21 protein-coding genes are annotated in these 22,518 nt (G+C 68.0%); 7 read left to right on the top strand and 14 right to left on the bottom strand.

What is annotated here, in order from left to right; translation table 11 throughout:
- Window positions 1-60: 60 nt before the first annotated feature.
- From ACV7NO_RS06905 to ACV7NO_RS06880, 6 genes are all read right to left on the bottom strand, one after another.
- On the bottom strand, window positions 61-519 hold the full coding sequence (locus tag ACV7NO_RS06905; RefSeq protein WP_463405272.1) for a nuclear transport factor 2 family protein: 459 nt from the start codon (window positions 517-519) through the stop codon (window positions 61-63).
- A 166-nt stretch (window positions 520-685) separates the two neighbouring features.
- The gene (locus ACV7NO_RS06900) at window positions 686-1,006 is read right to left on the bottom strand and encodes a hypothetical protein (protein ID WP_463405271.1); all 321 of its coding nucleotides are present in this window, start codon (window positions 1,004-1,006) and stop codon (window positions 686-688) included.
- 80 nt (window positions 1,007-1,086) lie between these two features.
- Complete coding sequence (locus ACV7NO_RS06895; RefSeq protein ID WP_463405270.1) at window positions 1,087-1,356, bottom strand: hypothetical protein; 270 nt, start codon at window positions 1,354-1,356, stop codon at window positions 1,087-1,089.
- Between the two features lie 56 nt (window positions 1,357-1,412).
- Window positions 1,413-2,846, bottom strand: a complete 1,434-nt coding sequence (locus ACV7NO_RS06890; protein WP_463405269.1) for an efflux transporter outer membrane subunit — start codon at window positions 2,844-2,846, stop codon at window positions 1,413-1,415.
- Window positions 2,843-6,064 (bottom strand): efflux RND transporter permease subunit, encoded by a 3,222-nt coding sequence (locus tag ACV7NO_RS06885; RefSeq protein ID WP_463405268.1) that lies wholly within the window; start codon window positions 6,062-6,064, stop codon window positions 2,843-2,845. Before ACV7NO_RS06885 ends, ACV7NO_RS06890 begins: the two co-directional genes overlap by 4 nt.
- A 6-nt stretch (window positions 6,065-6,070) precedes the next feature.
- Entirely contained in the window at window positions 6,071-7,261 is a 1,191-nt protein-coding gene (locus ACV7NO_RS06880; RefSeq protein ID WP_463405267.1) for an efflux RND transporter periplasmic adaptor subunit, read from the bottom strand.
- A gap of 171 nt (window positions 7,262-7,432) precedes the next feature.
- On the opposite strand from ACV7NO_RS06880, the gene ACV7NO_RS06875 reads away from it, so the two are divergent.
- Window positions 7,433-7,990: a TetR/AcrR family transcriptional regulator gene (locus tag ACV7NO_RS06875; RefSeq protein WP_463405266.1), complete on the top strand. Its 558-nt coding sequence runs from the start codon at window positions 7,433-7,435 to the stop codon at window positions 7,988-7,990.
- 95 nt (window positions 7,991-8,085) lie between these two features.
- Here the strand turns inward: ACV7NO_RS06875 and gyrB are convergent, their stop codons facing one another.
- From gyrB to ACV7NO_RS06845, 6 genes are all read right to left on the bottom strand, one after another.
- Window positions 8,086-10,578 (bottom strand): DNA topoisomerase (ATP-hydrolyzing) subunit B, encoded by a 2,493-nt coding sequence (gene gyrB, locus ACV7NO_RS06870; RefSeq protein WP_463405265.1) that lies wholly within the window; start codon window positions 10,576-10,578, stop codon window positions 8,086-8,088.
- A 269-nt stretch (window positions 10,579-10,847) separates the two neighbouring features.
- Window positions 10,848-11,627, bottom strand: a complete 780-nt coding sequence (locus ACV7NO_RS06865; protein ID WP_463405264.1) for an OmpA family protein — start codon at window positions 11,625-11,627, stop codon at window positions 10,848-10,850.
- Between the two features lie 172 nt (window positions 11,628-11,799).
- Window positions 11,800-12,840: a DNA replication/repair protein RecF gene (gene recF, locus ACV7NO_RS06860; protein WP_463405263.1), complete on the bottom strand. Its 1,041-nt coding sequence runs from the start codon at window positions 12,838-12,840 to the stop codon at window positions 11,800-11,802.
- A gap of 191 nt (window positions 12,841-13,031) precedes the next feature.
- Window positions 13,032-13,811: a Coq4 family protein gene (locus ACV7NO_RS06855; RefSeq protein WP_463405262.1), complete on the bottom strand. Its 780-nt coding sequence runs from the start codon at window positions 13,809-13,811 to the stop codon at window positions 13,032-13,034.
- A gap of 118 nt (window positions 13,812-13,929) precedes the next feature.
- Entirely contained in the window at window positions 13,930-15,045 is a 1,116-nt protein-coding gene (gene dnaN, locus ACV7NO_RS06850) for a DNA polymerase III subunit beta (RefSeq protein ID WP_463405261.1), read from the bottom strand.
- 145 nt (window positions 15,046-15,190) lie between these two features.
- Complete coding sequence (locus ACV7NO_RS06845) at window positions 15,191-15,796, bottom strand: outer membrane protein (protein ID WP_463405260.1); 606 nt, start codon at window positions 15,794-15,796, stop codon at window positions 15,191-15,193.
- Window positions 15,797-15,933: 137 nt separating this feature from the next.
- On the opposite strand from ACV7NO_RS06845, the gene ACV7NO_RS06840 reads away from it, so the two are divergent.
- The 4 genes from ACV7NO_RS06840 (at window position 15,934) to rlmN (ending at window position 19,112) form a co-directional block, all read left to right on the top strand.
- On the top strand, window positions 15,934-16,581 hold the full coding sequence (locus ACV7NO_RS06840; RefSeq protein WP_463405259.1) for a histidine phosphatase family protein: 648 nt from the start codon (window positions 15,934-15,936) through the stop codon (window positions 16,579-16,581).
- A gap of 25 nt (window positions 16,582-16,606) precedes the next feature.
- On the top strand, window positions 16,607-17,068 hold the full coding sequence (locus ACV7NO_RS06835; RefSeq protein ID WP_463405258.1) for an invasion associated locus B family protein: 462 nt from the start codon (window positions 16,607-16,609) through the stop codon (window positions 17,066-17,068).
- Window positions 17,069-17,196: 128 nt separating this feature from the next.
- Window positions 17,197-17,919, top strand: coding sequence for an NYN domain-containing protein (locus ACV7NO_RS06830; RefSeq protein ID WP_463405257.1), 723 nt, complete (start codon window positions 17,197-17,199; stop codon window positions 17,917-17,919).
- Window positions 17,920-17,927: 8 nt separating this feature from the next.
- A complete protein-coding gene (gene rlmN / locus ACV7NO_RS06825; RefSeq protein ID WP_463405256.1) occupies window positions 17,928-19,112 on the top strand; it encodes a dual-specificity RNA methyltransferase RlmN in 1,185 nt (394 codons plus the stop codon).
- A 14-nt stretch (window positions 19,113-19,126) separates the two neighbouring features.
- Here the strand turns inward: rlmN and ACV7NO_RS06820 are convergent, their stop codons facing one another.
- A complete protein-coding gene (locus tag ACV7NO_RS06820) occupies window positions 19,127-19,474 on the bottom strand; it encodes a GIY-YIG nuclease family protein (RefSeq protein ID WP_463407296.1) in 348 nt (115 codons plus the stop codon).
- 216 nt (window positions 19,475-19,690) lie between these two features.
- Here ACV7NO_RS06820 and ACV7NO_RS06815 point away from each other — a divergent pair, with 216 nt between their 5' ends.
- Complete coding sequence (locus ACV7NO_RS06815; RefSeq protein WP_463405255.1) at window positions 19,691-20,446, top strand: sulfite exporter TauE/SafE family protein; 756 nt, start codon at window positions 19,691-19,693, stop codon at window positions 20,444-20,446.
- 141 nt (window positions 20,447-20,587) lie between these two features.
- On the opposite strand, the gene ACV7NO_RS06810 is transcribed toward ACV7NO_RS06815, so the two are convergent.
- Window positions 20,588-21,205 carry a flavin reductase family protein gene (locus ACV7NO_RS06810; RefSeq protein ID WP_463405254.1) on the bottom strand — a complete coding sequence of 206 codons (618 nt, stop codon included), beginning with the start codon at window positions 21,203-21,205 and terminating at the stop codon, window positions 20,588-20,590.
- 80 nt (window positions 21,206-21,285) lie between these two features.
- Here ACV7NO_RS06810 and ACV7NO_RS06805 point away from each other — a divergent pair, with 80 nt between their 5' ends.
- Window positions 21,286-22,515 carry a class I SAM-dependent methyltransferase gene (locus tag ACV7NO_RS06805; RefSeq protein WP_463405253.1) on the top strand — a complete coding sequence of 410 codons (1,230 nt, stop codon included), beginning with the start codon at window positions 21,286-21,288 and terminating at the stop codon, window positions 22,513-22,515.
- The last annotated feature ends 3 nt before the right edge of the window (window positions 22,516-22,518 follow it).

Below are 22,518 nucleotides of genomic sequence, written 5' to 3'. Positions count from 1 at the left end.
GCTCTCCGCACGGGCGCGCCTCGCTGCAAGAGACCCCAGCCTTCGCCCGGATGACGGTCATCACCCGTCGCACCCCGTCGTCCGCTTCGACCATGTCGCGTTGAGCACGCGCCACGTGCCGCCCTCGCGCACGACGTCGAAATGATCGTATCCGCAATGCGTCACGCGCCCGTTCACCGCGAACCGGTACGGCGCCCACACCATCGCGACGTCGCCGTCGATCTCGATCGCGGGCGTCCCCAGCGTCTCCGACAGCCGGTCCGCGCCCGGCGTCATCCCCGACGCCACCTGCGCCCATCGCGTGGACCGCACCGGCTGCCCCTCCTCCGCGACCGTGGCCAGCCCATCCGCGCGCGTCGACGCCAGAACCGCCGCCCCGTCGCCCCGCTCGATCGCGCGCAACACCGCATCGACCGGCCGCATCACGCCCGCCTCCTCGGTGCCCGGCGGCGGCAGCGCGGTGCCGCGCACGATCGGCTCGACCGGCGTCGTCTGGAGCAGCAGCGCGAGCAGGATCATCGATGCGGCCTTTCTGCGTTGGCGAGATAGCGTTCGGCCTGCGCGACCATAGCGCGGGCGGCAGCGTCGTCACGCGGAACGTCGGGGTACAGCGTCGCAGCGCCGCGATCCCAGCGCAATGCGGATCCGTACTGGTAGTAAAGCCCCGGTGTCGGATCTCCGCAGATCAACCTGTACCCGCCCTGCTGTCCGCGAGCCGCCGGTCGACCCGGAAGATATGCCGGGACTGGTCGTTCGCCTTATCGAGGATGATGTGAAACCGCGGATCGACCGTGATCCGCGCGAAATCCCGGGATCCGTTTCGGGAGGGTGATCCGGTCATCGACGAATCGACCGCGAACGCGGAGACGTTCAGGCACTTTGCGCCGCTCTCGAGCATCCGTCGTATACCATCGTCGGCCCGGCCGCATCGCTGCTCGATCTCGGCGACCTGATCGGTCCGCGCCCTTGCGAACTCCCCGGAATGCCCGGCCGGCGCGCCGGACATGACCCAGATCACGCCTCCGACCAGCGCCGCCGCGACCGACGGGCCAAGCCGCGCGCGGTCGCGCGACGCCGCCCCTTCCTTCAGTTCCGCCGGTGCTTTCCGCCATAACGCCGCCCGATATACCCCTCGATCTTGGCCATTTCGTTGGCCGCCGCGGTCGCACTCTCGACGCAGCAGGGCAGCGGATCGAGATCGCGCTGCGCGACGCGCACCTCGACCTTGTGGCGGAGGTCCTCGATGTCGGCGCGCGACAGCACGTTCTTCTCGCGCAACAGGCATAGCAGGCTCTGGAGGATGACGATCGCCTCCTCCCCGCTCACATTCCGCGCGTCCGGCAGCTCGAAGCCCATCGTCTCTCTCCTTATTTTGAAGAGAGGGTACGCCTTTCGTCGCCGGCTGCAAGGGGTCAGTTGAGCCCGCCCCCCAGCGAGCGGTACAGCTCGACCAGATTGCTGATCCGCGAGAGCCGCGTCGTGACCAGCGCCTGCCGCGCGGCATAGGCGGTCCGCTGCGAATCGAGCGTCGTCAGGAACGAATCGACCCCCGCGCGATACCGCGCATCGGACAGCCGCGCGGTCACCACCGCCGCCTCCGTCTGCGCAGTGCGGGCGGACACCTGCTCGCCGATCGTCCCGCGCGTCGCCAGCGCGTCGGACACTTCGCGGAACGCGGTCTGGAGCGTTTTCTCATAGGTCGAGACCGCCACCTGCTGGCTCGCCTCGGCATAGCGCAGATTGCCCTTGCGCCGCCCGAAATCGAAGATCGGGAACGTCGCCTGCGGATTCACCGTCCATGCATCGGTGCCCGCGCCGAACAGGCTGCCCAGCGCGGTGCTGATCGTTCCCAGCGTCGCGGTCAGCGAGATCCTGGGGAACAGCGCCGCACGTGCCGCGCCGATATTGGCGTTCTCCGAGATCAGCAGATGCTCCGCGCGCAACACGTCCGGACGCCGCAGCAGCACGTCGGACGACAGGTTCGCGGGCAGGTCCGCCAGCGCGACATCGCCGGTGCCGAGGCCCGCGGGCAGCACCTCGACGGGCACGGTCGTCCCCGCGAGCAGGTTCAGCGCGTTCTGGTCCTGCGCGATGCGGGCCTGCAACGTCGCGATGTCGTTGCGCGCGCTCTGATACTGCGTCTCCGCCTGCCGCGCCTCCAGTTCGGACGCGACGCCGATGCGGAACTGCGCGCGCGTCAGCGTCAGGCTCTGCTCGAAACTCTTGAGCGTGTCCCTGGCGATCGCCAGCAGATCCTGGTCCGACGCCAGCGTCGCCCAGGCCGACGCGGTCTCCGCGATCAGCGTGATCCGCGCGGTCCGCTGCGCCTCCTCGCTCGCGAAATATTGCTGGAGCGCGGCCTCGCTCAGGTTCTTCACCCGCCCGAACAGGTCGAGCTCGAACGCCGAGACGCCGACCTGCGCCTGGTAGATCTCGATCGTTCCCGCCGACGCACCCGTTCCGCCCACCGGCGCACCGCCGGTGAGCCCCGTGATGTTGTTGGTGATCGTCGCGGTCGCGCTGGTGTTGACCGTCGGCAGCCGGTCCGCGCGGGTGACGCGGTACTGCGCACGCGCCTGGAGCACGTTGCCTGCGGCGATCCTGAGGTCGCGGTTGTTGGCAAGCGCCAGGTCGATCGTCTGCTGGAGCCGCGGATCGGTGAAGAACTGCTTCCATCCGATCTTCGTCACGTCCGCGGCGTCGCTCGCGGCGGGCGGATAGACCCCGCCCTCCGGCAGCGTCGCGGGAACGGCGCCGGCCGGGCGGATATATTTGGGCGCCATGTTGCACCCGGCGAGTGCGGTCGACAGCGCCAGTGCGGCGAGAAGGGGACGATTCACTGTCATGCTCCCTGCGGCGCGGTGCCGCCCGGATGGTTTGCCGGTTTCGGCGACACGGGTTCGTCGCCCTCCGCATCGGGCGTGTGCGACGGGGCGTCGGGGCGATCCTCGGCCTTTCCATGCCCGAACAACCGCGAGACGACGACGAAGAACATCGGCACGAAGAAGATCGCGAGCACCGTCGCGGACAGCATGCCGCCCACCACCGCGCGCCCGATCGCGTTCTGCCCGCCCGCGCCCGCGCCGGTCGACACCGCCAGCGGCAGCACACCGAACACGAAGGCCAGCGAGGTCATCAGGATCGGCCGCAGTCGCAGCTTCGCGGCCTCGATCGCGGCGTCGAACGCCGACATCCCTTCCGCGATCCGTTCCTCCGCGAACTCGACGATCAGGATCGCGTTCTTCGCGGACACGCCGATCGTCGTGATGAGGCCCACCTGCAGGTAGATGTCGTTGTTCAGCCCCGTCAGCGTCGCCGCCAGGATCGCGCCCAGCACGCCCAGCGGCACCACCAGCAGCACCGAGATCGGCACCGACCAGCTTTCGTACAGCGCCGCGAGGCACAGGAACACGATCAGCAGCGACAACCCGTACAGTGCCGGTGCCTGCCCGCCCGACAGGCGTTCCTCGTAGGACAGCCCGGTCCATTCGAGCGCGGTGCCCGGCGGGAGCTTCGCATGCATCGCCTCCACCGCCGCCATCGCCGCACCCGACGAGACGCCCGGCGCGGGCTGGCCCAGGATCTCCATCGCGGGCAGGCCGTTATAGCGCGTCAGCTGTGCCGGCGCCTGCGACCACGACAACGTCGAGAAGGCGGAGAACGGCGCCATCGTGCCGCTTTCGCCGCGGACGTAGAAGTTGGCGACGTCTTCCGGCTTCAGCCGATAGGGCTCGTCCGCCTGGATATAGACCCGCTTGACGCGACCGCGATCGATGAAGTCGTTGACGTACGCGCCGCCCCATGCGGTCGCGATCGTGCTGTTCACCGTCGCCAGATCAAGACCCAGCGCGCGCGCCTTGTCCTGGTCGACCTCGATCTTCAGCTGCGGCGCGTCGTCGAGCGCGTTGGGCCGCACGCCGACCATCGACTTGTCCTGCGAGGCCATGCCCAGCATCTGGTTGCGTGCGGCGAGCAGCCGCGCATGCCCGATCCCGGTCTCGTCGACCAGCTGGAGATCGAACCCGCTGGCGTTGCCCAGTTCCTGCACCGCCGGCGGGATCACCGCGAAGATCGTCGCGTCCTTGAACTGCGACAGCGCGCCCATCGCGCGCCCCGCGATCGCCTGCGCCTTGTTCGCGGCGCCTGACCGGTCGTCCCACTGCGTGAGCGGAATGAACGCGATGCCGCTGTTCTGCCCCTGCCCGGCGAAGCTGAACCCGTTGACGGTGAAGACGCCCTGGACGTTGCCGCCCTCCTGCTTGAGGAAATGGTCCTTGACCGCGTCGAGCCCCTTTTGCGTCCGTGCGGTGGTGGCGCCCGACGGCCCCTGGACCAGGGCGATCATGATCCCCTGGTCCTCTTCGGGCAGGAAGCCCGCGGGCAGGCGGAAGAACAGGAAGCCCATTCCCAGCACGATCAGCACATAGACGAGCATCGACCGCTTCCAGCTTCGTGCCGTCCGCCGCACGCCCTTCTCGTACTTCGCCTGCCCTTTATCGAACACGCGGTTGAACCAGCGGAAGAAGCGCGCGAATATGCCGTTGCCCTCCTTCTTCTGGGGATCGTGCGGCTTCAGGATCGTCGCGCACAGCGCCGGAGTCAGGATCAGCGCGACCGCGACCGACAGCACCATCGCCGACACGATCGTGATCGAGAACTGGCGATAGATCACGCCCGTCGATCCGCCGAAGAACGCCATCGGCAGGAACACCGCGGACAGCACCAGCCCGATCCCGATCAGCGCGCCGCTGATCTCGTCCATCGACTTGCGCGCGGCTTCCTTGGGGCTCAGCCCCTCGTCGACGATCAGCCGCTCGACATTCTCGACGACGACGATCGCGTCGTCGACCAGCAATCCGATCGCGAGCACCATGCCGAACAGCGTCAGCGTGTTGATCGAATAGCCTGCCGCGCTCAGGATCGCGAAGGTGCCCAGGAGCACGATCGGCACCGCGATCGTCGGGATCAGCGTCGCGCGCCAGTTCTGGAGGAACAGGAACATGACGAGGAAGACGAGCACCACCGCCTCGATCAGCGTATGGATCACCTGTTCCACCGACAGCCGCACGAACGGCGAGGTGTCATAGGGATAGATGACCTTCACGTCGGCGGGGAACTGCTTCGCGATCGAATCGACCTTCGCTTTCACCGCCGTGACGGTGTCGAGCGCGTTCGCCCCCGGCGCCAGCTTGATGCCGATGCCCGATGCGGGCTTCCCGTTCCACTGCGCCGAGAAGCCGTAATTCTCCGCGCCGATCGCGACGCGCGCCACGTCGGACAGCCTGACGATCGATCCGTCGCCGTTGCTCTTCAGCCGGATCCTGCCGAACTCCTCCGGCGTGGTCAGCCGCGACGCGACCGATACGGTGGCGTTGAGCATCTGCTCCTTTGGCGCCGGCTGCGCGCCGAGCTGGCCTGCGGAGACCTGCGCGTTCTGCGCGGTGATCGCCGCCGTCACGTCCGCCATCGTCAGCGCATAGTTGTTCAGCTTGATCGGATCGACCCACACCCGCATCGCATATTGCGATCCGAACACCTGCGTGTCGCCGACACCGCCGACACGCGCCAGCGGATCCTGCAGCTTCGAGACGATATAGTCCGCCAGGTCGACGTCGTCGTGCGTACCGTTTTCCGAATACAGCCCGACGAACATCAGGAAGTTCTGTGTCGCCTTCGCGACGATCAGCCCCTGGCGCTGGACCTCCTGCGGCAGCAGCGGCGTCGCCGCCTGCAGCTTGTTCTGCACCTGCACCTGCGCGATGTCGGGATCGGTGCCCTGCTCGAACGTCAGCGTGATGACGACCGATCCCGCCGACGAGGACGAGGACGAGAAGTAGCGGAGATTGTCGATCCCCTTCAGCTGCTGCTCGATGATCTGCGTCGTCGTGTTCTCCAGCGTCTGCGCGTCCGCCCCCGGATAGGTCGCGGTGATCGACACCGCGGGCGGCGCGATCGCGGGGAACTGCGCGATCGGCAGCGACCGGATCGCGATCGCGCCGGCCAGCATCAGGACGATCGCGATGACCCATGCGAAGATGGGTCGATCGATGAAATAACGGGCCATGGGGGCTTACTTCGCCTCTGCCGGGGCCGCACCGGGCGCGCCGCCCGGCGCTCCCGGCTGCGGCGGCTTCGCGTCGGGATCGTACGGCACCGCCTTAACGGGGGTGCCCGGGCGCAACATCTGTGCGCCTTCCATGATGACCTTGTCGCCCGGTTTCAGCCCCTTGGTCACCAGCCAGGCATCGCCGACCGTCCGCGCCGTCGTCAGCACGCGCACCTCGATCTTGTCCCCGGCGCCGACCACCATCACGGTGCCGTTGCCCTTCTCGTCGCGGCTGACCGCGCGCTGCGGCACCGTGATCGCCTGCGCCTGCGTGCCCTCGACCAGTTCGGCGCGCACGTACATCCCCGGCAGCAGCAGCCCGCGCGGGTTCGCGAACCGCGCGCGCACCGTCTGCGTCCCCGTCGTCGGGTCGACCGTCACGTCCGCGAACTGCAGCGTGCCCTCGATCGGATAGGTCGATCCGTCCTCCAGCTTCAGCTTCACCCGCGCCGCGCCACCGCCGCGCGACAGGTCGCCCGCCATGATCTGCTGGCGCAGCCGCAGCAGGTCGGCGCTCGATTGCTGGATGTCGACATAGATCGGGTCGAGCCGCTGGATCGTCGCCAGCGCATTGGTCTGCGAGGCGGACACCAGCGCGCCCGTCGTCACCACCGATCGCCCGATCCGGCCGGAGATCGGCGCGCGGATCGTCGTGCGCGCCAGATCGATCTGCGCGGTGCGCAGCGCGGCCTGCTGCGCGGCCACGTCGGCCTGCGCCTGCTGCGCGGTCGTGATCGCGTTCTCGTAATCCTGCTTCGAGATCGCGTTGATCTTCACCAGCTCGCCGTAGCGCCGCTGGAGCGCCGCGCTCGACGCGATCGCCGCGCGCGCACGCGCCACCGCGGCCCGCGCACTCGCGACCGCCGCCATGTAGGGCTGCGGGTCGACGCGGTAGAGCGCCTGGCCCTTGCTGACCGAATCGCCCTCCTCGAACAGACGCGCCAGGATCAAGCCATTGACTTGCGGGCGGACTTCCGATGTTTCATACGCCGATGTACGTCCCGGCAGCTCGGTCGTCAGCGTCACCGACGACTGCGACACCGCCATCACCGACACTTGCGGCGGGCCTTGAGGAGCCTGCTGCTGCTCGCCCCCGCCACCACAGGCGGACAGCATCAGGACGAGCGCGGGCGCCGCGGTTCGGATATAGGACATGCAATTCTCGCCGGAAGATGATATGTGAGTGAACGCTCACTAACGCTTTTGCTGCTACTGCGAACAAATCAGGCGGTCAAGCCGCAAGGATCGGAGACGGAGTTGACGAACACCCTATGCGCGGCTTTCGGCTGCGCTCCGCCCAGCAGGGCGGACGCACGACGCGAGAAATTGATCCAGGTTGCCCGGGAGCTTTTTGCGGAAAACGGGTTCCACGCCACCGGCATCGCACAGATCGCGAAACATTCGGGCGTGCTCGTCGGCCAGATCTACCGCGATTTCGCGTCGAAGGAGGACATCGTCGCCGCGATCGTAGAGCGCGACCTGACCGAGTTCCTGACCGACAGCGACCTGTGCTGCGCGATCGGTCGGCGCGACGCCGGCGACGTCCGCCGCTGGATCCGCGACTTCATCGGCGGCGACAGCAAGCCCGATGGCGGCCGGCTGGTGGCGGAGATCATGGCCGAATCGTCGCGCAGCGAACGGATCGCCGCCATCCTGCAATCCTGCCGCACCCGCATCCGGTCGAGCATCCTCGATTCGCTCGAGGTCCTGATCCCGGACCCCGGCAAGGCCGAACGCCGCACGTTGCTGGCAGACACGATCCTGACGATCTCGACCGGTCTGTTCCACCACCGGCTCGCGCAGCCCGAACCGATCGACCCCGCGCTGATCGCAACGCTCCACGCGCTGATCGATCAGGAGATCGACACGCTCGCACGCGCGTGACGGGAAACTCCTGCCAACCGTCACCCCGGATGCTTCGACAGGCTCGGTAGAGCCTTGATCCGGAGTGACAAAAAAGTGGGCTCGACCGCCCCCGATCAAACGTCCAGGTTCGCCACGCTCAGCGCATTCTCCTGGATGAACTCGCGCCGCGGCTCGACCACGTCGCCCATCAGTCGCTCGAAGATATCGCCCGCCGCGACCGTATCCTCGACGGTCACGCGCAGCATGGAGCGCACCGACGGATCGAGCGTGGTTTCCCACAACTGCTCGGGGTTCATCTCGCCCAGCCCCTTGTAGCGCTGGATCGACAGGCCCTTGCGCCCGGCCGCCAGGATCGCCTCGAGCAGGTGCGACGGGCGCGATACCAGCGCCTCGCCCTTGCCCGCCACGACGGGTTCGTCGCTCTGGTCCGCCGCCGCGGCCGCCGCCTCGGCATCCGCCGCCGCGACCGCCTTGGACGACACGAGCTTCGACGGCAGCAGATACGCCTCCGCCTGCTCCGCCGACAGCGCATGCAGCTTGCGCGCTTCGGACGAGACGAGGAACGCCGCTTCCAGAACATGATGGTCGGTCACCCCGCGCCACACCCGCGCGAAGTGATAGCCGCCCTCCTCGCTGATCTGCGCGGACCAGCGCGCCTCCGCGTCGCCCGCGTCGAGCCGCGTCACCACCGACAGCAGCCGGTCGGCGCGGACCTCGGTCGACGCATCGGGATCGAGCGCGCCGCCCAGCGCCAGCGCCTCGACGATCGTCGGGTCGTAGCGCCGCGGCACGTAGCGCGACAGCGTCCGCATCCGCCGCGCATGATCGACCAGCGCGCGCAGGTCCACGCCGCTCCGCGCGCCGCCCTGCGTCTCGAGGATCGTTCCCGCGACGCCGGCCTCGACCAGATACTCGTCGAGCGCGGGGTCGTCCTTGAGGTACACCTCGGAGCGCCCACGCGTCGCCTTGTACAGCGGCGGCTGCGCGATGAAGAGATGCCCGCCGGTGATGATCTCGGGCATCTGCCTATAGAAGAACGTCAGCAGCAGCGTGCGGATATGCGCGCCGTCGACGTCGGCGTCGGTCATGATGACGATCTTGTGGTAGCGCAGCTTGGCGAGGTTGAAGTCGTCGCGCCCGATGCCGGTGCCCATCGCCTGGATCAGCGTTCCGATCTCGCGGCTCCCCAGCATCCGGTCGAATCGCGCGCGCTCGACGTTCAGGATCTTGCCACGCAGCGGCAGGATCGCCTGGAAATGCCGGTCGCGGCCCTGCTTCGCGGAGCCGCCCGCCGAATCGCCCTCGACCAGGAACAGCTCGGACTTCGCCGGGTCGCGCTCCTGGCAGTCGGCCAGCTTGCCGGGCAGCGACGCGATATCCATCACGCCCTTGCGCCGCGTCAGCTCGCGCGCCTTCTTCGCCGCCTCGCGCGCGGCGGCGGCATCGATCACCTTCTGGATGATCTGCCGCGCAGTCTGCGGGTTTTCCTCCAGCCACTCCGCCATCTTGTCCGCCATCAGGCTTTCGAGCGGCTGGCGCACCTCGGACGACACCAGCTTGTCCTTGGTCTGCGACGAGAATTTCGGATCGGGCAGCTTGACCGAGACGATCGCGGTGAGCCCCTCACGCATGTCGTCACCGGTGAGGCTGACCTTCTCCTTCTTCAACATGCCGCTCTTGTCGGCATAGTTGTTCAGCGTGCGCGTCAGCGCGGCGCGGAACGCGGCGATGTGCGTGCCGCCGTCGCGCTGCGGGATGTTGTTGGTGAACGCCAGGACGTTCTCGTAATAGCTGTCGTTCCACTCCAGCGCGACGTCGATCGTCACGTCGTCGCGGGTCCCGGTGATCGCGATCGGCTCGGGCATCAGCGCGGCCTTGTTGCGATCGAGATACTTCACGAACGCCGCGATCCCGCCCTCGTAATAGAGTTCGACCGTCTTCGTCTCCTCATGCCGCGCATCGGACAGGAACAGCCGCACGCCCGAGTTGAGGAACGCCAGCTCGCGATAGCGATGCTCCAGCTTGTCGAAATCGAATTCCGTGATCTTGAACGTGGCGGGACTCGGCAGGAACGTCACCTTCGTGCCCTTGCGCCCGTCCGCCTTGCCCGTGATCTTCAGCGGCGCGACCGCATCGCCGAATGCGAAGCGCATGGAATTCTCTTCGCCGTCGCGCCAGATCGTCAGGTCGAGCCATTCGCTCAGCGCGTTGACCACCGACACGCCGACGCCGTGCAAGCCGCCCGACACCTTGTAGGCGTTGTCGTCGTTGGTGTTGTCGAACTTCCCGCCCGCATGCAGCTGCGTCATGATGACCTCGGCCGCGGACACACCCTCTTCGGGGTGGATGCCGGTCGGGATGCCGCGGCCGTTGTCGGTGACGCTCACCGATCCATCGGCGTTCAGGACGATGTCGATCCGGTCGCAATGCCCTGCCAGCGCCTCGTCGATCGCGTTGTCGGAAACCTCGAACACCATGTGGTGGAGGCCCGATCCGTCGTCGGTATCGCCGATATACATGCCCGGCCGCTTGCGCACCGCGTCGAGGCCCTTGAGCACCTTGATCGAGGATGCGCCGTAATCGTTCGTATTCTGGGGGTCTGCCATGTCCGAGTATATAGGGATTCACGCAGCGTAACGAAAGCGAAATGGACGCATCTGGAGGGGCCCATCAACGGGGAAGGTCCGCAGCCAGAGACATGACGCGCCCTGTCTGCACGTCATCCCGGCCTTGAGCCGGGATCCCGCTTCTGGCCACGGATCGAGAGGAAGCGGAACCCCGGATCACGGCTTTCCCGGGCTTGGCGAAAGGGCCGGGGTGACGGCGCACTTATCGACGGCACCGGCTTGGAATCATGGCCCCGACCCCGGCCCCCTCAATCCCCGAACCGGTCCGCGCGCTGCCCCAGCAGCGTCACCTCCACCCGCCGGTTCAGCCGCATCCCCTGCGGCGTCGCGTTGGTCGCGACCGGCTCGCGCTCGCCATGTCCCGCCACCGCGAAGCGCGCGCGCGTCACGCCCATACGATCGAACGCCATGCGCACCGCATCCGCGCGGCGCAGCGACAGCGCGTCATTGTGCGCGTCGGTCCCGCGCGAATCGGTATGCCCGTCGATCGCGATGCGCACCCCCGGATTGTCGCGCAGATAGCCCGCCAGCGCGCGCAGTTTCTCGATCCCCTGCGGACGCAGCACGGCGCTGTCGGTCGCGAACAGCACGTCCTCCTGCAGCGTCATCGTCGCGCCGCGCGGAGTCTGGCGGAAGCCATAGCCGCGCATCGCGCTCCTGTCCCATCCGCCGCGGCCGCCATCGCGCTCCACGACCGTCTCGGTCACGACATAGCCGCGATCGCGCGCGTTCCAGTCGAACCGGTCGCGCCGCGCGCCTGCGATCCGTGCGAACGCGGCGTTCGCGGCATCCGCCTCGCGCGGCTGGACGCGGCCGTCGCGATTGTCGTCGAAGTTGCGCATCACGAACGCACGCCCGCGCGCGGTCCGGCTCAGCTCCGGGTACAGCAACGGCACGCCCGCGCCGATCAGCCGATAGTCGCGCGTGCCCGGGCGCCCGCCCGCCCAGTCCCAGTCGCGCTGGGCAAGCGCCGGGGTCGCAGTCGCGATGCCCGCAAGCAGCAACGATGCGGTTGCGATGATCTTCATGACAGATACTCCATAGGTCCCGCTATGGATCGCCGGATGCCCTGCCGCGCTTGAACCCGCGATGGCCCCGATCGACAGGCCCCGTTCAGCCCGCCCTCACTTCGCGTTCGTTCGACTCCCGCCCCGTTCGTTTCGAACGAAGTCGGGAAACGCGTCGATCGTCAGGCCTGCCTCACCCCACCGCCACCCGCGTCGCATCCCCCGGCACCGCATCGAACAGCGCCGCCTCGGTCCCCGTCATCCACACCTGCCCCCGCCCCGCCAGCCGCGCGAACAGCGCCGCGCGCCGCGCCGGATCGAGATGCGCCGCCACCTCGTCGAGCAGCAGCAACGGTGCGCGACCGGTGCGCGCCGCGACCAGATCGGCATGTGCCAGCACGATCCCCAGCAGCAGCGCCTTCTGCTCCCCCGTCGACGCCAGCGCCGCCGCCTGCGCCTTCGCGACATAGGTCACCATCAGGTCCACCCGGTGCGGCCCGATCAGCGCGCGCCCCGCCGCCGCATCGCGCGCGCGCGCCTCCGCCAGAGTCGTCGCGAGCGTGCCCGCATCACCCTCCCATCCTTCCAGCGCGATCGCGGCGCGCGGGAACCGCTCGTCCTCCGCCGCCAGCCTTTCGCCGAGCAGCGCCACCGCCTCGCGCCGCGCCGCGTCGACCGCCGCGCCGTGCGTCGCCATCTGCGCCTCGAGCGCCGCCAGCCACGCCGCGTCGCCCGATCCGTCCGCCAGCAGCCGGTTGCGCGCGCGCATCGCCGCTTCGTATCGCCCCGCCTGCACCCCGTGCCCCGGAAACAGCGCCAGCGTCAGCCGGTCGAGGAACCGCCGCCGTTCGCCCGCGGGCTCGACGAACAGCCGGTCCATCGCGGGCGTCAGCCACAGCACAGCCATCCGCTCCGCCAGCGCGTTCGCAGTCGACCCCGCACCGTTGACCCGCACCACCCGCCGCTCGAGCGCGTCCGCCAGCGTCCCCGTCGCGATCTCGACCGCGTCGTCCAGCGTCGCCGCGACCCCGAACCCGCCCGCGCCGCCCTGCCGCGCCATCTGCGACAGCGCCGCCCGCCGCAGCCCGCGCCCCGGCGCCAGCAACGACACCGCCTCCAGGATATTCGTCTTCCCCGCGCCGTTCGCCCCCGTCAGCACGACGAACCCCGGGCCCGGCGCCAGCGCCAGCGCGGCATGGTTGCGGAAATCGGTGAGGACGAGGCGCGACAGCATCGCCGCCGTCCTACGGCTTCGCGAAGTTCACGCAATGTCTTGAACGCAGCGCCCGCCCCAAGCGCACCCGTACCCCGGCGCAGGCCGGGGCCCAGCCCAATCGAAAATCACGCGCGACAGCGCGTTCGGCGCTCCGCGCCGAGCATGGGCCCCGGCCTACGCCGGGGTACGGGACGCCTCCGCGCGAAACCCTACGCCGCCACCGCCGCCTTCGCGCGCTGCGTGCTCAGATACGACGCCAGCTCCTCGCCCAGCTCGCGCTGTGCATGCTGATACGCCACCGGCGTCGCGATCCGCAGCCGGGTGCGCGCCGCCTCCAGCGGCTCGTGGAGCAGCGTCAGGTAATCCTCGCCCGAGATCCACTTCGCCTTGCGACCATTGCGATATCCCTCGATCACCGCCTTCGCGAACAGCGTCCCCTTGGTCACGCCGATGCTCTTGAGCGCCGCCGCCGCGCCGATGAATGCCCAGCCCAGCCCGCCGACCTGCGCATAGCTGAACGCGACCAGCGCCGCCTCGCCCATGCTCTCGTCGGCCTTGTAGCCGGTCAGGACGTGCCAGATGTCGTGCGTGTCGCGCACCCGCCGCCCGTACCAGGCATAGGGGTGCATCATGTCGTCCTCGCTCGGCTCCAGCTTGCTGACCTGCACCAGCCCGTCCGCCGAATAACCCGTCGTCTCGAGGAAATGGCGATACGCCGCCCCCACCGTGCCCGGCGCAAAGCTCGCGACCAGGGCCGGATCGGAGAAGCGCTCCGCCAGCTCGACCCGGTCGTACGCGATCCGCCCACCCGCTTCGGTCGCGACCAGCCGGGCATAGTTCATCGGCGCATTGCCGACGTTGAGCGCGCGCATGATGCGAAACACCTGCGTCGTGTCGTCGCCGTTCGCCATCAGCTTCCGGATCGCATCGAACGCGGTCCGCCAGTCGCGACGGCCGGACGTACCGGGAAACGGGGGCATCTTCGCCATGAGTCGACTCCTTACTGACATAGGTGTCAATAATGTGCCGCCGCGGTCCCGTCAAACAGGAAAGGCCGCCCCCTTTTTGCGGGGACGGCCTTTCGCTTTCAGTCCGTGCTGGATGCGATCACACCCGCATCGGCATCAGCACGTACAGCGCCGCGGCCTTGTCGTTCTCCCGGATCAGCGTCGGCGCGGCGGCGTCGGCCAGGTGGACCTCGACCAGGTCGCCCTCGATCTGCCCCAGGATATCCATCAGATAGCGGCTGTTGAACCCGATCTCGAACGGCAGCGCGACATACTCGCCGGGCACCTCTTCCGCCGCGGTGCCGTTCTCCGGCGACGTGACGGACAGCGTGATCTTGTCGCGGTCCAGTGCCATCTTCACCGCGCGCGTCTTCTCGGTCGCGATCGTCGAGACGCGGTCGACGCCCTGCATGAACGCCACCGGATCGAGCTTCAGGATCTTGTCGTTGCCCTGCGGGATCACGCGCGAATAATCGGGGAAGGTGCCGTCGATCAGCTTCGACGTCAGGATCGCCTGCCCCAGGTCGAACCGGATCTTGGTCGGCGACAGCGACACGCCGACGGAGCCGTCGACCTCGTCGAGCAGCTTGCGCAGTTCCGCGATGCACTTCCGCGGCACGATCACGTCGGGCATCGCCTCCGCGCCATCGGGGCGAGGGACCGTCACGCGCGCCAGCCGGTGGCCGTCGGTCGCCGCCGCCTTCAAGACGGGTGTTCCATTGTCGTCGGCGACGTGGAGGAAGATGCCGTTGAGATAGTACCGCGTCTCCTCGGTCGAGATCGCGAACCGCGTCTTGTCGATGATCTGCTTCAAGGTTTCCGCGGGCAGCTCGAACTGAGTCGGCAGCTCGCCCTCCGCGATCACGGGGAAGTCGTCACGCGGCAGCGTGCCCAGCGAGAACTTCGCGCGCCCCGCCGCGATCGCCATCCGCCCTTCCGCTGCGGCCAGCGACACCTGCGCGCCCTCGGGAAGTTTCCGCGCGATGTCGAACAGCGTGTGCGCACTCACCGTCGTCGCTCCCGCCTGGTCGACCGCGGCGGCGACCGATTCGTTGATCTGGAGGTCGAGATCGGTCGCCATCAGCCGCAGCGCGCCGTCCGCGGTGGCCTCGATCAGCACGTTGGAAAGGATCGGAATCGTGTTCCGCCGCTCCACCACCGACTGGACATGGCTCAGCCCCTTGAGGAGCGTCGCGCGTTCGATCGTCGCCTTCATCTGGTCATCCCCCGGGCCCACCGGACTCGACCAGGGGCAACTCGTCCAAACCCTAGCCAAAAGGAAAGGGCGGGAGCAAGCGCCCCCGCCCTTCCGTTGCGGCGAAAATGGTTAAGCGGACCCTAACGGTCGCGGAGATTGGCGATCAGAACCGCACCCCGACGCCGCCCATGATCTGGTGGCGGCTCGCATCGATGTCGAACCGGTCCGAATTTCCGTAGTTCGAATAGCGATATTCGCCCTTCAGATACGTCCGCGGCCCCATGGCGTACTCGAGGCCCGCGCCGACGCGGTAGCCGTCGAGATTCTCGTGATCGGTCACGGTCGTCGTGCCGGTGCGATACTCCGCCTCGACACGCGCATTGGTGTAGCCCGCCTTGGCATAGACCATCGCGACCGGCGAGATCGCGTATCCGACCCGCGCGCCCGCATACAGGTCGCGCCCGGCGCCCACGCGCAGCCGGTCGCCCGGGACGAGCAGGTTGCGCGTGCGCGCCGCGGTGGTCGCACCCGTCGCCTCCGCCTCGACCCCGACGATCGCGCGGCCCGCCTGCACGTCGTAGCCGACTGCGCCGCCATAGGCGAAGCCGTCGCGGCCCTCGGTATCGCCGTTGCCGCCGTCGCGCAGATTGTCATACCCCGCCAGCGCCTCGACGCGCGGGCCGGTGAAGGGCGCGCGATCCTGCGCGAAAGCGGGGACGGCGGCGAGGCCCGAGGCCAGCACGGCGGCGGTGAGGACGAGATTACGCATGGGAAACTCCACTGGTTGGCCCACCCGAACGCGGATGGGATGGCGCCAATGGCCGAACGCGACGGACGTTGCATGAACCCTGGATAAACGCGGAAACCCGTTGCTTTTGCGCCACACGGGGTTGAAACGACGGCGCCATGACAACACCGGACCCCCGCGCCCGAAAGGGTCGCGATTTCATCGCGCGCCACGGCGAGACCGTCTTCAACGCCGCCCGACGGATGCAGGGCGATGCGCCGCACACGCCCTTGACCCGCGCCGGCTTCGCACAGGCCGACGAGATGGGCGCGGCGCTGCGCCGCACGCTCGGCGCGCAGCCCGATATCGCGCTCTGGTCCTCCTCCGCAGGCCGTGCGCTCCAGACGCTGGCGATCCTCACCGACCATCTGGGTCTCGACTGGCACACCGCCCGCACCGACGACCGCCTCGTCGAGATCGACATGGGAAGCTGGGGCGGCCGCTACTATGCCGATCTCGATGCGGAGGCGGGGCCGATCGTCGGCCCCGGTGGCCTCCTCAGGCCCGCTCCTGACGGGGAAACCTATGCGCAAATCGCGACGCGCGTCTCCGCCTGGCTCGCCGACACCGCGGATCACGACGGCGACCGCCTCGTCATCATGCACGGCATCTCCAGCCGGGTGCTGCGCGGCGTGATGACGGGCGCGCCGACCGACCCATCCATGGGCGCCGCCATCCTTCCCGGCCACCCGCAGGGCACCGTCACGATGATCGAACACGGCCGCGAGACGATCGTCCATCTCGGCACCGGGTTCGCGCCCGCGTGATCCTTCCCCCAATGATTCTCCCCCGGTGATTATCGCTTTGGCGCTGCTGCTCGCCGATCCGGCGCGCACCCCGCTCGGCGTCTACCAGGGCTGGGGCGCGTTCCGCGACGGTTCGCGCTGCTACGCGCTCGCCGCCCCCGTCCGCGCCGGCGCCACCGCGCGGTGGCGCGCCTTCGCCAGCGTCGCGTCGCGCTTCGGCCGAGACCGGCGCAACGCGGTGTTCGTCCGCCTCAGCACCGCGCGCGGCCTCGCCGCCCCCGTCACCCTCACGATCGGCGAGCGCCGCTTCGCGCTTTCCGCCAACGACAGCGCCGCCTGGGCTCCCGACGCCGCGACCGATCGCGCGATCGTCGCCGCGATGCGCGGCGGCCGCAGCCTCAGCGTCGAGAGCGTCACCCCCGCCGGCCGCCCCTTCGTCGACGTCTACGCCCTCCCCGGCGCCGCCACCGCGATCGACGCCGCCGCGCTGGGATGTGCGGGACGGTAATCTTGACTTTTCGGGATGATTGGACTAGTTGGCGACCATCCGTCCCCGGCAGTACGCTCTGAGGCGCCGAAAGGCAGAAATCAGCTCAGGGCCTACCCCGGGGACAAATCTTTTCTGGCGGACAAGTCATGGCCATCGCGGTTGTTATCGATGGTGCGTATTTCCTTCGCCGCTTTAAAAGCCGATATCCTTCGCTCGACTCCATGAAGCCTAAGGACGTCGCTTTCGGCACTCTATGGCTAGCCGCTGCGCATCTTGAAATATCCGAAGGCGGCGTTCTACCGGCACTCACCATCGAATCTGGTCAGGTAACGAGCATAGACATGCATTGGGCCGAACACCCAGGCCTGTACCGGATCTTCTTTTACGACTGCCCACCCCTTACAAAGCGCGTACACCTCCCGATCTCCAAGCGATCACTTGATCTTGGCCGGACGGAAACCGCCCGGTCACGTCTTGCTATACACGAGGAGTTGTTGTCCGTTCGCAAGGTCGCTCTGCGGCTTGGGCGCCTTAACGAAAAGATCGGATGGCGTGCGAAGCCTGACGCGGTCGAACGCTGGGTCGCCGATCCGATGGGTTTCGGTCCACAGGACGAGGATTTCGAAATCGACACGGTTCAAAAAGGGGTCGATATGCGGCTTGGGCTGGATGTCGCATCGATGGCGTTCAAACGTCAGGTGCGGCAACTGATTCTCGTCACATCAGACGCGGATTTCGTTCCTGCAGTCAAACTGGCTAGGCGCGAAGGTATCGACGTCGTCTTGGATCCGATGGGCGGCACACCTGCAAAAGACCTGATCGCGAATGTCGACGGGGTCCGCAATATCGCTAGAGGCACACCGCAATGACAGCCCCCATGTCCATCCCCGGGCACATCGATCCCGTGCCCGTCCCGCGCACCTTCGCGGCGCGTCCGGACGGCCGGATCGACCTGCTCGGCCTGTCGAAGCTCGACCTGCGCATGGCGCTCGAGACGTCGCAGCTGGAGCCCAAACAGGCCAAGCTGCGCGCCAAGCAACTCTTCCACTGGATCTACAACCGCGGCGTCACCGATTTCTCGCTGATGACCGACATTGCGAAGACGATGCAGCCGTGGCTCGCCAACCGCTTCGTCATCAGCCGGCCGGAGGTGATCGAGCAGCAGGTGTCGTCCGACGGCACGCGCAAATGGCTCCTGCGCAGCCCCGACGCGCAGGATTACGAGATGGTGTTCATCCCCGACGCGGATCGCGGCACCTTGTGCGTGTCGAGCCAGGTCGGCTGCACGCTCAACTGCCGCTTCTGCCACACCGGCACGATGCGCCTGGTGCGCAACCTGACGCCCGCGGAGATCGTCGGCCAGGTGATGCTCGCGCGCGATTCGCTCGGGGAATGGCCCAGCCAGCCCGAGGGACGCATGCTCACCAACATCGTGATGATGGGCATGGGCGAGCCGCTCTACAATTTCGACAATGTCCGCGACGCGCTGAAGCTGGTGATGGACGGCGACGGCCTTGCGCTGTCGAAGCGCCGCATCACGCTCTCCACCTCGGGCGTCGTCCCGATGATGGCGCGCGCGGGCGAGGAGATCGGCGTCAACCTCGCGGTGTCGCTCCACGCGGTGACCAAGGAAGTCCGCGACGAGATCGTGCCGCTCAACCGCAAATACGGGATCGAGGAACTGCTCCAGGCGTGCGCCGACTATCCCGGCGCCAACAACGCGCGCCGCATCACGTTCGAATATGTGATGCTCCGCGACAAGAACGATTCGGATGCCGAGGCGCACGAACTGGTCCGCCTCCTGAAGCACTACAACCTGCCCGCCAAGGTGAACCTGATCCCGTTCAACCCCTGGCCCGGCGCCGCCTACGACACCTCCACCCCCGAACGCGTCCGCGCCTTCTCGGAGATCGTGTTCGCCGCGGGCATCTCCGCCCCCGTCCGCACGCCGAGAGGCCGTGACATCGACGCCGCCTGCGGCCAGCTCAAGACCGCCAGCGAGAAGAAGTCGCGCGCCGAGATGGACCGCGAGGCGGAGGAGAAGATGCTGGCGCTGGGGTGAAGTGCAGACCTTCGTCACCCCGGGCTTGACCCGGGGTCCACCGCTGTTCCAGGCGCCTCTCCAAGCCGATCAAACCCCAGCCCGATCGCAAGGTCGTTCCATTCGGGGTTCTGTCCCTTGATCAGGTTCCGCTTCCACGCCCGTCGCCACCGCTTGACCTGTTTCTCCCTTGCGATCGCGACGTCCATCGTGTCCGCGACCTCGAACCAGACAAGCCGAATCACCCCATACCGGCGGGTGAAACCCCCGAAGACGCCCGACCGATGCTGATAAATCCGGGCGATCAGGTTCGACGTCACGCCGACATACAACGTCCCGTTATACCCGCTGGCGAGGATATAGACGCAAGGCTGCCGCTCGATCACCAAAGCAGCCTGCCTCGCGAAACATGCCCGAACAATCCCCTCAACGTCACCCCGGACTTGGTCCGGGGCCCACCGGTCCACAGACACACCGGTGGTTGGCATGGCGGAACGGTGGATGCCGGACCAAGTCCGGCATGACGAAAGGACATGGATGACGGCCCACCGATCCTCTCCTAGGACACCATCTCCGTTCCCACCTGCAAAGGCCCTGACTTGGACCCCACCCACATCGCGCTCGCCGCGGCGGCCGGCCTTCTCGGCGGGGCGATGAACGCGCTGGCGGGCGGCGGCACCTTCGCGACGCTGCCGGCGCTCATCGCGCTCGGGCTGCCTGCCAACATCGCCAACGCCACCTCGAACGTCGCGCTGCTGCCAGGAGCGGCGGCGAGCGCATTCTCGTTCCGCAAGGAGCTCGTGCCGCTCGGCGGCATCTCGCTGCGCGTCCTCGCCGCGATCACCTTCGTCGGCGCGCTGGCGGGCAGCGCGCTGCTCGTCGTGACGCCCACGCGCGCGTTCGATCTCATCATCCCGTGGCTGCTGCTGTTCGCGTTCGTCGTCCTCGCCTTCGGGATGCGCGCGGCGGACTGGCTCCACGCGCGCGTCACGATCGGCGCGCGCACGCTGGTCGTGGGGCAGGCGCTGCTCGGCATCTATGGCGGCTATTTCGGCGGCGGCGTCGGCTTGATGATGACCGCGACCTACGGCCTGCTCGCGCACGTCACCCCGCGCCAGATGTTCGCGCCGCGCACGTTGATGCTCGCCACTGCCAACGCCGCCGCCGCGATCGTCTTCGTCGCGTTCGCGATGGTCCGGTGGGAGGCCGCGGTGCCGATGCTGCTCGGTGGCATCGCGGGCGGCTGGCTCGGCGCGAAGGTCGGCAAGCGCCTCCCCGCCCTCGCGGTACGCGCATGGACGCTGCTCGTCACCGCCGGCACCACCGCGGTGTTCTTCGCGCGCGCCTATGGCTGACATGCTGTCCTACGTCGCGCCGCTCCGGTAGAAGGGCGCGATGGAGATCCGGCGTCCTCTCCCCATGCCCCGCACCGCCTGTCGCCCCGCCCCCGCTCGCGATGCGATTTCCACCCCGACGTGGCGGCAACTTCCGCGCGCTCAGTCGGGCCGCCGCATTAGGAACTTCGCATCCTCGGTGATCGCGAAATAATCCGCCGGCCCGCCGCCGCGCACGATCGGGACGGCCCGCGCGGTCTGGTACACCCCGTTCTCCAGCATCGCGCGATCGATATGGATCGCCACCGCCTCGCCGATCACCAGCCACTGGTCGAGTGCGCGCTTCTCCTTCGTCTCCAGCCGGACGATCTGCGTCACCTTGCATTCGAACGCGACCGGGCTCGTCGCGACCCGCGGCGGCGCGACCAAGGCGCATGGCAGCGTCTCCAGCCCCGCCAGCGCGAACTCGTCGACCTCCGCGCCGACCATCGCCGACGACGCGTTCATCGCCTCCGCCAGGTCCCGCGTCGAGAGGTTCCACACGAACTCCCCCGTCGCCTCGGCGTTGATAAGGCTGTCCTTGCGCCCCATCGACGAGAACGCGATCAGCGGGGGCGTATAGTTCAACGCGTTGAAGAAGCTGTACGGCGCCAGGTTGCGCACGCCATCGGTCGACAGCGTCGAGATCCATCCGATCGGCCGCGGCGCGACGATTGCGTTGAAGGGGTCGTGCCGCAGGCCGTGGCCGTTTGCGGGTTCGTAGAAATGCCAGTCGGTCATGCCACCCTTTCGAATTTGGTCCAACGATCCGGTGCAAAGCGGGTTGCAGTGCACAACGCTTCTTGGATACCAGCACCCACATGGCGCTGATCGATCTCTTCCTCTCCCGCGCAGTCAGGCGCGGCCGCCTGACCCTCCATCGCCCCGGCGCCCCGACGCGGACCTTCGGCACCGCGGACCCCGATTTCGCCGACGTGACGCTGCGCTTCATGGATCGCCGCGTCGCCTTCTCGATCGCGCGCAACCCCGCGCTGGGCGCCGCGGAATGCTATATGGACGGCCGGCTCGTGATCGAACAGGGCAGCGTGCGCGACATGGTCGAGCTGCTGACCGGCAACGATCCGTGGGAAGCGGCGCAGGGCAATCTGGAGCCTAGCTGGCTCGCGCGTACCGCCAACGCGCTCAAGCACCGCGTCGACCGCGTCAACATGGAGCGCCGCTCGAAGCGCAACGTCGCGCATCACTACGACCTCTCGGCACGGCTCTACGAGCTCTTCCTCGACGCCGACAAGCAATATAGCTGCGCCTATTTCACCGACCCCGCCAATCCGCTCGAACAGGCGCAGGACGACAAGCTGGCGCACATCGCCGCCAAGCTGAACCTGCGCCCCGGCATGCGCGTGCTCGACATCGGCTGCGGCTGGGGCGGGCTCGCGCTCTACCTCGAGCGGCATTTCGGCGTGGAGGTCCACGGCGTCACGCTGTCCGAGGAGCAGATCAAGATCGCGCAGGCCCGCGCCGCCGACGCCGGCGTCGCGGACCGGGTGACGTTCGAGCTGATCGACTATCGCCGCGTCACCGGGCAATACGACCGGATCGTCTCGGTCGGCATGTTCGAGCATGTCGGCACGCCGCAATACCGCACCTTCTTCCGCAAGTGCCGCGATCTGCTCGCCGACGACGGCGTGATGCTGATCCACACGATCGGGCGGATGGGGGCGCCCGGCGTCACCGACGATTTCACCGCGAAATACATCTTCCCCGGCGGCTACAACCCCGCGCTGTCGGAGATCGTCCAGGCCTATGAAGGGTTGCGCCTGTTCCCCACCGACATCGAGGTCCTGCGCCTCCACTACGCCTGGACGCTCGACGCGTGGTACACCCGCACCGTCGCCGCGAAGGACGCGATCGTCGCGCTCTACGACGAGCGATTCTACCGGATGTGGACCTATTACCTTGCCGGCGCCGCCGCCGCCTTCCGCAACGGCGGGCTCTGCAACTACCAGATCCAGCTGACCAAGGGCCGCCAGTCCGTCCCCGTCACCCGCGACTACATGCTGGAAGGCGAACGCGCGCTGCGGGGGCGCTGACGC

This window comes from Sphingomonas sp. Ell38C01 (assembly GCF_055231975.1).
The sequence above is the reverse complement of the archived record's forward strand: the minus strand, read 5'-3'. Positions and strand labels throughout refer to the sequence as shown.